Source organism: Enterococcus sp. 5B3_DIV0040, assembly GCF_002140755.1.
In the GTDB taxonomy this organism is placed as follows: Bacteria; Bacillota; Bacilli; order Lactobacillales; family Enterococcaceae; genus Enterococcus_D; species Enterococcus_D casseliflavus.
Map to the genome: position 1 here is coordinate 1623763 of NZ_NGLC01000001.1, position 14200 is coordinate 1637962.

Annotated in this window: 14 protein-coding genes; all 14 read right to left on the reverse strand. The window is 42.4% G+C overall.

Annotation, left to right across the window (positions count from 1 at the left end; translation table 11 throughout):
* Window positions 1-3 precede the first annotated feature (3 nt).
* Entirely contained in the window at window positions 4-417 is a 414-nt protein-coding gene (locus A5883_RS07710; RefSeq protein WP_005225990.1) for a DUF1149 family protein, read from the reverse strand.
* A 92-nt stretch (window positions 418-509) separates the two neighbouring features.
* Window positions 510-1562: a SepM family pheromone-processing serine protease gene (locus tag A5883_RS07715; protein WP_005235759.1), complete on the reverse strand. Its 1053-nt coding sequence runs from the start codon at window positions 1560-1562 to the stop codon at window positions 510-512.
* Window positions 1552-2046, reverse strand: coding sequence for a pantetheine-phosphate adenylyltransferase (coaD, locus tag A5883_RS07720; protein ID WP_005231326.1), 495 nt, complete (start codon window positions 2044-2046; stop codon window positions 1552-1554). Before coaD ends, A5883_RS07715 begins: the two co-directional genes overlap by 11 nt.
* Before the next feature lies 1 nt (window position 2047).
* Window positions 2048-2602, reverse strand: a complete 555-nt coding sequence (rsmD, locus tag A5883_RS07725; protein WP_005225987.1) for a 16S rRNA (guanine(966)-N(2))-methyltransferase RsmD — start codon at window positions 2600-2602, stop codon at window positions 2048-2050.
* 100 nt (window positions 2603-2702) lie between these two features.
* Window positions 2703-3047 carry a YlbG family protein gene (locus A5883_RS07730; protein ID WP_005225986.1) on the reverse strand — a complete coding sequence of 115 codons (345 nt, stop codon included), beginning with the start codon at window positions 3045-3047 and terminating at the stop codon, window positions 2703-2705.
* Window positions 3034-3462, reverse strand: a complete 429-nt coding sequence (locus A5883_RS07735; RefSeq protein ID WP_086338265.1) for a YlbF family regulator — start codon at window positions 3460-3462, stop codon at window positions 3034-3036. Before A5883_RS07735 ends, A5883_RS07730 begins: the two co-directional genes overlap by 14 nt.
* Window positions 3449-4579, reverse strand: a complete 1131-nt coding sequence (locus tag A5883_RS07740; protein ID WP_086338266.1) for a CAP-associated domain-containing protein — start codon at window positions 4577-4579, stop codon at window positions 3449-3451. Before A5883_RS07740 ends, A5883_RS07735 begins: the two co-directional genes overlap by 14 nt.
* Before the next feature lie 15 nt (window positions 4580-4594).
* Window positions 4595-8023, reverse strand: coding sequence for a pyruvate carboxylase (locus tag A5883_RS07745; protein WP_086338267.1), 3429 nt, complete (start codon window positions 8021-8023; stop codon window positions 4595-4597).
* A 22-nt stretch (window positions 8024-8045) separates the two neighbouring features.
* The gene (locus tag A5883_RS07750) at window positions 8046-9209 is read right to left on the reverse strand and encodes an FtsW/RodA/SpoVE family cell cycle protein (RefSeq protein ID WP_086338268.1); all 1164 of its coding nucleotides are present in this window, start codon (window positions 9207-9209) and stop codon (window positions 8046-8048) included.
* 2 nt (window positions 9210-9211) lie between these two features.
* A complete protein-coding gene (locus tag A5883_RS07755; RefSeq protein ID WP_010748186.1) occupies window positions 9212-9511 on the reverse strand; it encodes a YlaN family protein in 300 nt (99 codons plus the stop codon).
* A gap of 370 nt (window positions 9512-9881) precedes the next feature.
* On the reverse strand, window positions 9882-10916 hold the full coding sequence (locus tag A5883_RS07760) for a diacylglycerol kinase (protein ID WP_010748185.1): 1035 nt from the start codon (window positions 10914-10916) through the stop codon (window positions 9882-9884).
* A gap of 10 nt (window positions 10917-10926) precedes the next feature.
* Entirely contained in the window at window positions 10927-12357 is a 1431-nt protein-coding gene (gene gatB, locus A5883_RS07765) for an Asp-tRNA(Asn)/Glu-tRNA(Gln) amidotransferase subunit GatB (protein ID WP_005225979.1), read from the reverse strand.
* On the reverse strand, window positions 12354-13826 hold the full coding sequence (gene gatA, locus A5883_RS07770) for an Asp-tRNA(Asn)/Glu-tRNA(Gln) amidotransferase subunit GatA (RefSeq protein WP_010748184.1): 1473 nt from the start codon (window positions 13824-13826) through the stop codon (window positions 12354-12356). The genes gatB and gatA overlap by 4 nt, the downstream gene beginning before the upstream one ends.
* A complete protein-coding gene (gene gatC / locus A5883_RS07775; protein ID WP_005225977.1) occupies window positions 13826-14131 on the reverse strand; it encodes an Asp-tRNA(Asn)/Glu-tRNA(Gln) amidotransferase subunit GatC in 306 nt (101 codons plus the stop codon). Before gatC ends, gatA begins: the two co-directional genes overlap by 1 nt.
* Between the last annotated feature and the right edge of the window lie 69 nt (window positions 14132-14200).

A 14200-nucleotide genomic window follows, 5' to 3' on the forward strand; every position in this document is an offset into this window, starting at 1 on the left:
TCGTTATTCGTCTGCTTCCTTCGCTTCTTGCGCAGCGTTCGAATTGGTATTAAAGTTCAATTGTAAACCTGGTTTGTCGGTCACGATCTCTGTTACTTCATAAGTCAAGCGTTTGACGATATCAAACAAGGGCTCAACCAAGCGATCAGTTTCGGCTTTCGTCAAATCCTCTCCAGAATTGACTTTGCGATTCAAAATATGATTGACTTGTCCGACACGTCCTGACAAAACGTAATCAGGGAACACCAATTGGAATTCTAAGCGGGCACCAATAATACTGTTTTTTTCCATATATTCTTCATCTTTGACTTTTAACGGCGCAAAGCCGACATTCAATTTTGTTTCCATTTCTTTGTCTTTCGGTTTCATATCAAAATGATATGCTTCAACGATCGGTTGTTGTCTTTTTAATTCCACTAGATTCACACTCCTTATCTAAAAGTATAGCATAACCTTTTCTTTGAGCCTACTGTATTCTTTAGACAATAAAAAAAACGGCAAGTGCCGTTTTAATTTGCTTCTTTTAGTGTTGCTAGGTAGTCCAATGCATCTTGAACATTGGCGATCGGAACGATTTTCATGTCTGTGTCTAACTTCTTCGCTGCTGCCACTGCCTCTTCGTAATTCGTTTTAATGGAAGGATCTATTTCACGCTCTTCATCAGTGATTTCATCGTCCGGAGCAAAAAAGATTTCTGCTCCACTTTCGCTGGCACTCGCTACTTTTTTGTCAATCCCACCGATTCGACCAACCGTCCCATCAGCTGAGATCGTTCCGGTTCCAGCAATATTATGGCCTTTACGCAAGTTATCTCCAGTTAGCTGTTCATAGATTTCAAGGGTGAACATCAACCCAGCTGAAGGCCCACCGATATTGCCAGAATCGATCACGATCTCTTCATCAGAAGTGATCTCTGTATGATCGACGAGTGAGATACCGATACCTGCTTTTTGATTGCTTTCCAGTTCAATTAATTTGCCTGTTGCTTCTTTTTCTTCACCATCTTGCAAGTAAGTTACGGTGATCTCATCACCAATGGTTTGACTTTGTACATAGTCGATAAAGTCTTGGCTACTTTTAAATTCTTTGCCATTGACAGCGGTGACGGTATCTCCAACGGATATTTTCCCCGCAAAACTGGAATTTGGATCGATCCCCATGACATAGACCCCTTTATAGGTCATTTCATAAGGCAAGTCTGCCAGCTTTAATGCTTGCTCAATCGCACTATTTTGCGAGGATTCCATATAATAGCGCTGGATGCGATTGTACTCCTCATCTGTCGCACCGCCTAAAAGTTCTTCCTCACTGATCAAGTCTTGAAATTCATTGAATTTTGTTCCAATCGCCGTAAACACGGTAGCCTGTCGAATCCCGACACTGGTTAAAGAAAAGGAGCCAGCTGAGGTGTCTTCTTTTTGATTGACGGTAATCAATTCTTTTAAATCGATCGTTGCACCAGGTTGCTCGATATAATAAGGAATCGGCAAAAAGGCACAGGCTGCGATGATCAGTGCTAAAACAAACAAGAGAACATATTTGATCGTTGATTTAAGATTCATTGGTATCACGCTTCTTTACTATAGCATCGTAGATATTTTGTGGTAAATATTCCGCCACATCGCCGTTAAAGGTTAAGATTTCTTTCAACAAACTGGAGCTGATGAAACTATGCTTTGCATCTGCTAAAAGAAAGACGGTCTCTAGGGAAGGTTCTAAGTGATGATTCATTTCCATGATGTCCCGCTCATACTCATAATCTTTCACACTGCGAATGCCTCTAAGCAGAAACTGTGCGCCTAGTTTTTTCGCGATCGTGACCGTCAGCTCCGTTTCTTGCGCCAGAATCTTGACGTTTGGAATATGAGCGAGGGCTTCTTCAATTAGATGAACTTTTTCTTCACTTGTAAAAAAACTTTTTTTATTGGTATTTGTAAAAACACCCACGATCAGTTCATCAAAAAGCGTTGCGCCTCGCTCAATCAGATCCACATGACCTGACGTCAGCGGATCAAAACTTCCTGGAAATAAAGCAATCTTTTTCATGTTATCCCTCATTTCTATAGATCGTCACCGCAGATATGCCATAGGTTTGGGCGCGCATCAAATGCAAAGAACCAATCTTTTCTGGCAAGACGATGGACTTATCTGTTTCGCAAACCACATAAGCAAACGGACGAATCAATTCATCCTTCAGCATAGCTTCTAGCTGTTGCAGGATCTCTTGCTTTGCGTAAGGTGGATCTAAAAATAGATAGTCAAAACTTTGTCCCTCAGCTGCAAACTGGCGTAAGGCTTGATTGGCATCCATTTTTAGTACCGTGAACTTTTCTGGTTCTTTGGTTATTGCAATATTTTCACGGATCACTTTGATAGCTGGAAAACTACGGTCGACACAAACGGCATGCTCCGCACCACGAGAGACCGCTTCGATCGCTAAGCCCCCGCTCCCACTAAACAGATCCAGTACAACTCCTCCATCTAAATATTGCCCTAACATGTTAAAGATCGCCCCTTTTACTTTGTCTGTCGTGGGGCGAGTGTTATCTCCAGCAAGACTTTTTAATCTGCGGCCACCATATTCTCCGGCTACTACACGCATGCGTTTTTCCCTCCAAGATCTTCGTAAATACAAATATAGCACTGTTTCTATAAATAGCAATAAAAAAATGGCGGTGACTCAAGGCACCCCCACTTTTCTATTACACGTTTTCTGCCAATCGAATCATCGTATTTTTTTCTTCGATATCAAACCCTTCATCTTTCACTGGATAGGCTGCTGATGTACCAATTTTTTCAGCAAAATCCATTTCGACATCTGGTCGATAGGAAGCTTCAACTTGTCGAACAAAGTGAAACTGCTCGATTTTTGTTTTTTTGCTTTCGTATTCTTCTTCGTTCAAATACATGACCACGTATTTCATTTTGCGTGACACATAATGAACGAAGCCAAAACGACGCAAATTTTTTAGTTGACGTAGGCTGTAGACCCATACGATCAATCCTCGACGCTTCTGCATCGTAAAAGGCGTTTTATCTTCGTGCATGACAATTTCCTCCACAACTTGATTTTGATTGAAAAAAAGGACTTCCAGCATCCACTTTGACAGTTGGTGAAAAACACGTAGAAATCGCTACGGTCAGTTCATCCAGCAAACGCTGCAGCTGCGTTTCACTCCAGCGGTACTCGCTCACTTGCTCATTGAGATCCAGCTGTCGCTTAGCTGTGCGCATCGCACGCTTTTTCTCTTTGAAATCAGGGGCATATGCGCCGTACGCTTCAATTCTTTCAAAATCCAGCTTTTTTTCTAAAAACGCTCGCATCAATTCCTGAGCAACAGGATCTTGATGCATGGTTTGTTTCGCTATTTGATAGTTTCTACACGTTTCACTCGCTTTGATTGCCGTTACAAGTGAATCGATTTGATCTTCAATCTCGAAAAAGGCTTCATCGTAAATCATCTGATGTACTATCCTCGGTCCCTTCTACATCTTCTTGCACTAAGACTACCATATTTGCTTCAGAAAAAGCAATTCCTATCTTTTCTGATTGTTCATGGGTCAAACGTTCAGTAAATCTTGGGTTACTGAACCAAGATAAAATAGTAAAGGTTGGATCATAGACAGGCGCTTCAAAAATCGAAGCAGAAGCCTCTAACTCCTTCGCTGCTAATAACTCCTGCCACTCATCGTTCGTCAAAACAAAATTACTCGTTTTTTCCGAAGAAAGAGCACGTTGATAGGAATGGATGCGTTGAGAGGTCAAATGATCCGATAGATTATTCGTCAAATCCGCTAAAAGTCCGACCGCATCTTGATGCGTCTGGGTATCTTGTACAAAGCTTTCCAAACCGATTTGATTACGAAGCTTATCAATAATGACAAAGGCTAACGTCTCTTTTTCAAGATCAGCTTGTGCTTGGTCAATCGTTTGCGAAACTTGAAACAGCGGTCGTTCTCCTTCTGTCAAGGGATAGGGCGCTAACTTAAGCAGGGTCGTCTGATCCAAATAAGTGATCGCCTGCAGTTGAGCCGTCTCTTGATCAAAGAATAAAACAGCAAATGTCCCATTATCAAACGCTACTAAGGGTCGGTAGTTCATATCTTCTTCCATCAATTCAAAACTGATGGTGCGATCATTTTGTGTCAAGGTAAAATTTGGATAAATCATGGTCAGCTCAGTCAAGTCAGTCAAGGTCATGCCCATTGTAAAGGGCGCTAGGGAAGATCCCCCGGCGCCGATCACTTTGATTGCCTGCACACTCTCACCATCAGTATTGATCTCAACATATTGCTGATCGTCTAATTGATTGTAGACCCGAATTTCAAACTCGTAGCCCGAGCGATACGTTTGAACTGGAAGCCCGTAGATTTCTTCAAAATCAGAAACAGGCTCCCCAATCAATTCAGCTAATCCTTGGGCTGCGATTGGTTCGTAATTCATGGTCGTTGGTGCTTTGATTGGGTTTTCGATCGTCATTCTTGAATCTGAAGCGTTTTGCATGAATACTGGCTGCAAATACACGATTATCAGGGCTAGGACAAATAAGCCGCAAAATAATAATCCCCTTCGCTTCATCTGCTGATCGACTCCTTATTTTTCTTTGACTTCAATCAGAAGGTCTCCTGACTGGATTGGTTCCCCATCGGTCACGTAAACATGCTCAACTACACCAGAAAAGCGAGCTTCGACGGAAGTTTCCATCTTCATCGCTTCAGTGACCATCAACGTCTGTCCACGTGCTACTCGGTCACCTTTTTTGACTAATACTTCTAAAACTGAACCACTCATGGACGCACCGATTTGTTCTTTGTTCGTTGGCTCTGCTTTGCGTTTTGTTTGAACAGAACTGATGATCGAACTATCTTTCACAACGATTTCTCGTCGTTGACCGTTTAAGTTAAAGAAGAGGGTCCGATTGCCTTCGATATCTGGTTCACCGATTTCATCGAGACGAATGATCAAGATTTTGCCTTTTTCTAATTCGACATTGATCGTTTCGCCTAAGCGCATACCATTAAAGAAGGTTGGTGTATCAAGGACTTTTACATCGGCAAACTGCTCATACGCTTTTCGATAATCAAGGAAGACTTGCGGATACATCAAGTAGCTCAAGACTTCTTCGTGTTTTGGTTCATAGCCGATTTTTTCAGCTAGTTCTTGTTTCACTTCGGCAAAATCAACTGGTTTGGCAAAGGCTCCTGGACGTTCCGTAAAGGCTGGGCGTCCTTTTAAGATAATGCGTTGCAATTCTTTCGGGAAACCACCGACTGGCTGACCTAACTCCCCTTGGAAGAAGGTGATCACTGATTCTGGGAAACTCAATGTATCGCCTTTTTCAAAAATATCTTTTTCTGACAAGCCATTTTGTACCATGAAGAGCGCCATATCGCCCACGACTTTCGAAGAAGGTGTCACTTTCACGATGTCTCCAAACATCATATTGACTTCATGATACATTTCTTTGATTTCATCCCATTTTTCGCCTAAACCAACGGCTTTGGCTTGTTGCTGGAGATTGGTATATTGTCCTCCTGGCATCTCATGCTTGTACACTTCCGTTTGAGGGGCGTTCAAGCCATTTTCAAAGGAATGGTAGTACATACGGACATCTTCCCAATAGTGATTCAATTGTTGGATATTATCCACATTGATCTCAGGGCAACGCTCGCCGTTTAAAAGAGCATAATACAAACTACTCATACTTGGCTGACTCGTTGCGCCACTGATAGCTGACATAGCGACATCCACGATATCAACGCCAGCTTTGGTAGCTGCTGAGTAAGTGATAATCCCATTCCCGCTGGTATCATGCGTGTGCAGATGGATCGGTACATCGATCGTATCTTTTAACTCACTGATCAAACGATAAGCCGCTTGCGGTTTTAATAATCCAGCCATATCCTTGATCGCAATAATATGGGCACCAAGATTTTGCAATTCTTTTGCCATGTCTTTGTAATATTGTACCGAATATTTTTGGCGGGATGAATCATTGATATCCCCTGTATAACAAATCGTCGCTTCTGCAATTTTCCCCGTATCGCGAACGGCTTGGATACTTTTCTCCATTTGTGGGACCCAGTTCAAACTATCAAAGATTCGGAACACATCAATTCCTTGCTCTGCAGATTCTTTAATGAATTCTTCCAATACATTGTCTGGATAATTGGAGTACCCCACGGCATTAGAACCTCTAAACAACATTTGCAACAGGGTATTCGGCATTTTTTTCCTGAACATCCGCAATCTTTCCCATGGATCTTCTGTTAAGAAACGGTACGCAACGTCAAAGGTTGCTCCACCCCACATTTCACTTGAGAACAATTGTGGTAGGCCAGCTTCCGTCATCGCGGCAATTTTCTTAAAGTCATGGGTTCTTACACGAGTTGCCAACAAACTTTGATGGGCATCTCGGAAGGTTGTATCCGTCAGTAAGACATTCTTTTGTTGACCGATCCATTCAACGACACCCTCGGCACCTTTCGTATCTAAAATATTTTTGGCGCTGACAAAATCAGGCGTTGCTTGGATGTGTTGTGGCATCCGTGGTTCATTGTAGAAAGGTTTCTTTTGTTTTTCGATTCCCGGGAATCCATTGATCGTGATTTCACCGATATACTTCATGGTTTTGTTTCCACGGTCACGAATCCGAGGGAAATTGAATAATTCCGGCGTATTGTCGATAAAGGTGGTTTTGGCTTCCCCTGAACGAAAGGCTGGATGAGAAACAACATTACGCATAAAGAGAATGTTTGTTTTTACACCACGTACTCGGAATTCTTTCAGACAGCGCATCATTTTTTGAATTGCTTGGTCGAACGAAGCAGCATGCGTACAGACTTTTACTAGTAGCGAGTCGAAATAAGGGGTTACCACTGCACCAGCATAAGCATTTCCGACATCTAAACGAACCCCAAATCCACCCGGAGAGCGGTAGGTATCGATCTTACCAGTATCTGGCATAAAATTATTCGCTGGATCTTCTGTCGTCACGCGACATTGGATCGCAACACCCTCAAAGCGAATGTCTTTTTGTTCAGGAATTCCGATTTCTTTATGCAAGTCTTTGCCTTGTGCAATCAAAATTTGTGTCGTCACGATGTCTAAATTAGTGATCATTTCAGTGATCGTATGTTCCACTTGGACCCGTGGGTTTACTTCGATAAAGTAGAATTTGTCGCCCTCTACTAAAAATTCCACGGTTCCAGCATTGATATACCCGACATGCTTCATTAGTTGAACGGCTGCTTGGCATATTTTTTCCCGTTGTTCATCAGTCATTGACACACAAGGTGCCACCTCGACTACTTTTTGGTGGCGGCGCTGAACCGAGCAATCACGTTCAAATAAGTGAACGACGTTTCCGTGCGTATCTCCTAAAATTTGGACTTCAATATGTTTTGGATTACTAATGTATTTTTCAACGTAGACTTCATCGCTACCAAATGCCGCTTTGGCTTCACTTTTGGCACGTTCGTAGCCGTCTCTTGCTTCTTTTTCATCATGAGCGACACGCATGCCTCGCCCACCGCCCCCAAGGGCTGCTTTGATCATGATTGGATAATCATGTTCGTTTGCAAAAGCTAAAACGTCATCGATCGATGCAACTGGACCGTCAGAGCCAGGAATTGATTGAATCCCGGCCTCGATCGCTGCTGCTTTTGCTTTGATCTTGTCGCCAAAAATATCTAAATGATGGGTGGATGGTCCGATGAAAATCAAACCTTCTTCTTCACAGCGTTGAGCAAATCCCAGATTTTCTGATAAAAAGCCGTATCCAGGATGGATTCCTTCGGCACCGGCCTTTTTCGCCGTGCGAATGATATCTTCAATGTCTAAATACGCATCGATCGGACGTTTGCCTTTCCCCACTAAATACGCTTCGTCTGCTTTAAAGCGATGGACGGAGTATTCATCCTCCGCAGCATAAATTCCGACAGTTTTGATCCCAAGTTCCGCACATGCGCGGAAGACACGGATCGCGATTTCTCCACGATTGGCAACAAGAATTTTCTTCATCTAATCCACTCCATTCAATTGATCAATAATTCAAATAAACCTGTTTCCTCTTTTCTTCGGCACTGATATTTAACACAAAACCGATACAAATCGATAGCATCAGCAAGCTTGATCCACCTTGACTTAGAAATGGGAACGTGATTCCCGTCAATGGGATCAAACCAGTGATTCCACCTAAATTGATAAAAATCTGAGACATAAATAATGTCCCTATACCTATACACATCATGGAATTAAAGGGATCTCTTGAACGAATACCGACAAGAAAGATTCGTCCCACCATATAGAATAAAACACCTAAAATGATGATCGATGGAATCAGCCCTAATTCTTCCATAACGATCGAAAATATATAATCGGTGTGCGCTTCGTTTAAGAAACCACGTTTTTGGATACTATTTCCAAGCCCGCGCCCGAACAGCCCACCGTTGAACATTGCGTAATACCCATTAACCATTTGATGACCTGTATTGTATTCATCAGCAAACGGGTTCAAAAAGGATGAAAAGCGACTATAGACATAGTCGGGTAAAAGCTTACCACCAGTTAGATTTACTAAGAAGACGATCAATGTACTACCTACAATTCCTGCCACCCCTAATATCAAGGTATACAGGTAATTCAGGCCACTAGATAATAACACGACAAAAGCCAGCAACATAACGATTACAGCATTCCCTAAGTCGGGATAAAAGGCCATGATCCCTGTGTAGACGAAAACGATTCCGATTGGACGCCAAACCGTTTTCCAAAACTCTTGTTGGATGCCTTTTTGACGATAAGATAGCGTCACCGATAAAAACCAAATCACAATAAATTTTAAATACTCTGCTGGTTGAATAGAAAAGCCCGCAATCGTTAACCAACCATGGGCCCCGTTTCTTCTTGGGAAAAAGAAGGCTGCGATCAATAAAAACAAGATGACGATCATGGCGATCTGGACAAATTTTTTATTCCGAAAAACATCCGTTTTCATTTTATACATGACAGTGATCGCTACTAGACTCAACAACCAGAAAATCGCTTGATTGATGACGTAAGAAGCAGCTGTCGTCGGTTGTGTGGCGGTCATCGCAACATAAGATGTGGAACTATAAACCATCATCAAGCCCGTGACACACATAACAATATATGGTAACAAAATACTATAATCTAATAAATGTCTTTTCTTTACTTTCTCTGGCAAGTTTATGCCTCCTTGCCGATGTCAGGTGTCCGCTGGTCCTCGTAGACCTCGCTATACAATTGGTTCAAATCTTTTTCAAGATCCGCCATCAATTGCTGCCCTGTTTGATTATCAACGATCCCCAAGCGGATCGCAAATGCCACTTGTCGTGATAGACCATACATCTGGGTATCAACCACTTCTTCAAATGCTTTGCATTGTGCGATACATAAACTATTTTCTTGGTTTCGGATCAGCTTTTTGATTCGTTCTGCGTCATCTCTCAGCAGATCAAGCGCTTTTGTAGAATCGATTTGCTCCATTCCGGTCCCCCCATTTCTTCGTTTCACCATTATAGCATATTCTTATTCGCTTTTGCATCCATAGATTGGATAGAAATACGGAAATAACGAACTTTAATGAGCATATATTCGAAAAGTTCGCTTTTTGATGATTATCATTCGTGTTTTGGAAATTTTATTCGTTTTATTTATATGATCCGCGCCCGATCTCGTGAAACAAAGGCATATCGTGAAACACTTTATAAAAAACGTCCTTTACTAAAATTTAAGAAAAGCTATTCTATCAAGTATTCGAAAAAAAATCGGTGCCTGCTTTTCCACAATTACGTTTTAAAAAAAGAACAGGTCCAAAAGTCCCTGTTCTTTCAACTCGCATGAAAAGAAAAATCGTTTACTTTGTTTCGTCGCCGATCTTGCCATCCCCATTGATGTCCTCATCGGAAAGACGTTCGACTTCTTTAATAAAACCTTCGCTCATCTCTTGATAATTTTGCTCACCAACGACCGCATCGTCAGGGATTTGATCGACATTTGCAAAAAACTCAATATGATTGTGTAGGTTTTCAAAGCGCATAGGAGCATCTCCGCCGTATTCGCCATCAAGGTTGATCATTAAACGATTGACCTGTTCTGGTGCGTCTACTTCAAGAAAAGATGTTTTCGTATAAATCAGACGACGATCGTTGATGTGTTTTCCACCATTCATCATTAAAGCAACTAAGTGGACGATCTCAAAAATATTGGCCGTTTTGACAATGATCAACGAAAATTTCCCATCGTCAAGCTTTGCATCAGGCGCAATCTGTTCAAAGCCCCCCACAGAATTCGTCAGCCCTAAAAAGAACATCGACGCTCCGCCAATGTATTCTCCGTCTTCATACTTTAGATGCATTTTGATTGGTTTGACACGAGGGAGTAATTCCGCTCCTTTTGCTAGATAAGCTAAGTAGCCAAAAACACTTTTCAGTTCAGAAGGAACATCGTAGGTCAATTCCGTTAAGTGCCCACCAGCAGCAATGTTGATAAAATACGTGTTGGGTGTTTTTCCGACATCCATTTTCACTGTCTGCTGCTTCAAAATCACTTCCGCAGCTGCTTTGATATCCGTACGGGGAATCTTTAGTGCTCGTGCGTAGTCATTGGTCGTGCCTCCAGGAATGATCGCCATTTTTGGTCGCTTTTCTAAAGGAGCGATCCCATTGACGACTTCATTGATCGTGCCATCCCCACCGGCAGCTACCACCAAATCAAAACCAGCTTCGCCGGCTCTTCTTGCTTCATCACGAGCGGAAAATGGCGCAGCGGTCGTGGCAAATGCACTCGCCTCATAACCGCCAGTTTCCAAAACATCTAAAATATCTGCTAAGTTTTTTCGAATCAATTCTTTCCCAGATGTCGGGTTGTAGATTACTCTTGCTCTTTTCATCGCTTGCCTCTTATCGCTTTGCTAGTTCTTCTTGCAACAGCTTGTTCACAACACCTGGATTCGCTTGTCCTTTGGTTGCTTTCATGATTTGACCAACTAAGAAACCGACTGCGCGGTCTTTTCCGTTTTTGAAGTCATCGACGGATTGTTGGTTGTTATCTAATACTTCATTGATCATTGGTAGTAATTGCGCAGGATCTGATAATTGGATCAATCCTTTGGCTTTTACGACTTCTTCAGCGTCACCGCCGTTTGTGATCAACTCTTTGAAGACTTTTTTCGCAATCTTCGAACTGATCGTGCCATCGGCGATCAAACGAATCATTCCCGCTAAATTGTCTGGGGTTAATTTCGTTTCTGGCAGTTCCAATTTCTCGCTGTTCAGATACGCTGAAACTTCACCCATCAACCAGTTAGAAGCTTGTTTAGGATCAGCACCAGCATCGATGGTTTTTTCAAAGAAATCGGACATTTCTTTTGATAAAGTCAAGACCATTGCATCATATTCTGGTAAGCCCAATTCAGAGATGTAACGGGCACGACGTTTTTGCGGCATTTCTGGCAAGCTTTGACGTACACGTTCGATCCATTCATCATCGATCACAAACCGTGGGATATCTGGTTCTGGGAAGTAACGATAATCAGAAGAACCTTCTTTGACACGCATCAATAAGGTTTTGCTGGTTGCTTCATCAAAACGTCGAGTTTCTTGTTGGATCTCGCCTCCAGAAAGCAATACTTTGGCTTGGCGTTTTTCTTCAAATGCCAACCCTTTTTTCACGAAGGACATAGAGTTTAAGTTTTTCAGTTCTGTTTTTGTTCCGAATTGTTCTTGGCCGTAAGGTCGCAACGAAATATTCGCATCACAACGCATGGAACCTTCTTCCATCTTCACATCGGATACTTCTGTAAACAAGATGATTGAACGCAACGCTTCTAGATACGCATATGCTTCTTCTGGTGAACGCATATCCGCTTCGGAAACGATCTCGATTAAAGGGGTTCCTTGACGATTTAGATCAACATAAGAATAACCGCCTTTGCCGTGCATGTTTTTCCCAGCATCTTCTTCCAAATGAACTCGCTCGATGCGAATCTTTTTCTTTTTGCCTTCCACTTCGATCTCGATCCACCCATCATGACCGATCGGTTGATCGAATTGCGAAATTTGATACGCTTTTGGATTGTCGGGATAGAAATAGTTTTTGCGGTCGAAATGCGTTTCTTTTGAGATTTCACAATTCAGCGCAAGCGCAGCTTTCATCCCAAATTCGATAGCCGCTTTGTTCATTACTGGTAAAACACCTGGATAGCCCCAGTCGATCACATTCGTGTTGCTATTTGGTTCAGCGCCAAAGTGAGCAGGTGCTGGAGAAAAAATCTTTGATTCTGTTTTTAATTCTACGTGGACTTCAAGCCCAATGACTGTTTCGAAGTTCATGCCTTATCCCCTCCTAAAATCACTGGTTTTTTCGTGTGGAAATCAGTTGCTTGTTCAAAGGCATAAGCCGCTTTATACATGGTTGCTTCATCAAAATGTTTCCCAATGATCTGCAAGCCGACTGGCAGTCCTTCAGAAAAACCTGCTGGGATCGACATCCCTGGCAGTCCTGCTAAGTTCACAGGAATGGTTAAAATATCATTCAAGTACATGGTGATCGGATCATTGATGTTTTCTCCAATACCAAATGCTACCGTTGGGGAAGCTGGGCCAATGATCAAGTCGTATTGGCTGAAGACCTTATCGAAATCTTGTTTGATCAACGTCCGTACTTGACCGGCTTTTTTGAAGTAGGCATCGTAGTAGCCAGCACTTAGTGAAAACGTACCTAACATGATCCGGCGTTTTACTTCTTCCCCGAATCCTTCACTGCGAGAATTGACATAGACATCTTCTAGATTGCTGACATTTTCTGAACGGAAACCATAACGAATACCGTCAAAACGTTGCAAATTAGAACTTGCTTCAGAAGAAGCGATGATATAGTAAACGGCTACCCCGTATTTTGAGTGTGGCAAGCTGACTTCTTCCACAGTCGCTCCTAACGCACGGAAAGTGTCCGCTGCTTTTAAGATTGCTTCTCGAACGCCTGCTTGGATCCCTTCACCTAAGTATTCTTTTGGCAAAGCGACTTTCATACCTTTGATATCACCCGTCAAACCTGCTGTAAAATCAGGAACAGCAGCGCCTGCTGACGTACTATCTTTCGCATCAAACCCACTGATGGCATTTAATGCAAAGGCATTGTCTTTCACACCACGCGTCATCGGACCAATTTGATCTAAAGATGATGCAAACGCGATCAGACCAAAACGAGAAACCCGTCCGTAGGTTGGTTTCATCCCGACGATCCCATTGAAAGCTGCTGGTTGACGAATCGAACCACCCGTATCGCTACCTAATGATAGGGGGACTTGTCCAGCTGCAACGGCAGCCGCCGAGCCACCTGATGAACCACCAGGTACTTTTGTTTCGTCCCAAGCGTTTTTCGTTTTCTTAAAGAACGATGTTTCGGTACTTGCGCCCATGGCAAATTCATCCATATTTAACTTACCAACTGGAATCATGTCTGCTTGATAAACTTTGTCCATAACGGTCGCATCGTAAATTGGATCAAAATTACCTAAGATTTTTGAAGCAGCTGTTGTCCGCAAATCTTTGGTAACGATGTTGTCTTTGATTCCGATTGGAATTCCCGCCAACACATTGCTTTCAGTGATGCCTTTTTGATCGATGGCTTGTGCCAATTCCTGCGCTTTTTCTTCATTCAACGCTAGAAACGCATCGACTTTCGGCTCTGTTTCTTTAATGCGAGCAAAGGTTTCGCTCGTTAAGTCTGTTGCAGTAATTTCCTTTGACACTAATAAGCTGTGTAATTCTTCTAAGCTTTTTTTATATAATTCAGTCATTAGGCACCCGCCTCCCCATTATCAATGATTGCAGGCACTTTGATAAAGCCTTCTTCGGATTCTGGAACATTTTTCATTAATTCATCACGGTCCCAGCCGCCGGTCGTTACATCTTCACGCATCACGTTAATCGTTTCTGCGACATTCGATGTGAATGGTACTCCTGTGGTGTCCACTTCTTCAAGTGTTTCAACCATATCAATAATTTTCCCTAGCTGAGAGGTAAACTCATGTAATTCATCGTCTGAGAATGAAAGTTTTGCTAGTTTGGCAACGTGTTTGACTTGTTCTTCGCTGATCGCCATAAAATCCTCCTCTTTCTCGTATCCGTAATCTACGTTTACGTTTTTCCAATGTATTGTATCATTTTTTTA

Excerpts from the sequence above, each read along its gene's own strand:
- A5883_RS07715 (WP_005235759.1), bottom strand. The coding sequence starts at position 1,562 with ATGAATCTTAAATCAACGATCAAATATGTTCTCTTGTTTGTTTTAGCA.
- A5883_RS07755 (WP_010748186.1), bottom strand. The coding sequence starts at position 9,511 with ATGGAGCAAATCGATTCTACAAAAGCGCTTGATCTGCTGAGAGATGAC.
- A5883_RS07740 (WP_086338266.1), bottom strand. The coding sequence starts at position 4,579 with ATGAAGCGAAGGGGATTATTATTTTGCGGCTTATTTGTCCTAGCCCTG.
- A5883_RS07730 (WP_005225986.1), bottom strand. The coding sequence starts at position 3,047 with ATGCACGAAGATAAAACGCCTTTTACGATGCAGAAGCGTCGAGGATTG.
- coaD (WP_005231326.1), bottom strand. The coding sequence starts at position 2,046 with ATGAAAAAGATTGCTTTATTTCCAGGAAGTTTTGATCCGCTGACGTCA.
- gatC (WP_005225977.1), bottom strand. The coding sequence starts at position 14,131 with ATGGCGATCAGCGAAGAACAAGTCAAACACGTTGCCAAACTAGCAAAA.
- gatB (WP_005225979.1), bottom strand. The coding sequence starts at position 12,357 with ATGAACTTCGAAACAGTCATTGGGCTTGAAGTCCACGTAGAATTAAAA.
- A5883_RS07760 (WP_010748185.1), bottom strand. The coding sequence starts at position 10,916 with ATGAAAAGAGCAAGAGTAATCTACAACCCGACATCTGGGAAAGAATTG.
- A5883_RS07735 (WP_086338265.1), bottom strand. The coding sequence starts at position 3,462 with ATGATTTACGATGAAGCCTTTTTCGAGATTGAAGATCAAATCGATTCA.
- gatA (WP_010748184.1), bottom strand. The coding sequence starts at position 13,826 with ATGACTGAATTATATAAAAAAAGCTTAGAAGAATTACACAGCTTATTA.
- A5883_RS07745 (WP_086338267.1), bottom strand. The coding sequence starts at position 8,023 with ATGAAGAAAATTCTTGTTGCCAATCGTGGAGAAATCGCGATCCGTGTC.
- rsmD (WP_005225987.1), bottom strand. The coding sequence starts at position 2,602 with ATGCGTGTAGTAGCCGGAGAATATGGTGGCCGCAGATTAAAAAGTCTT.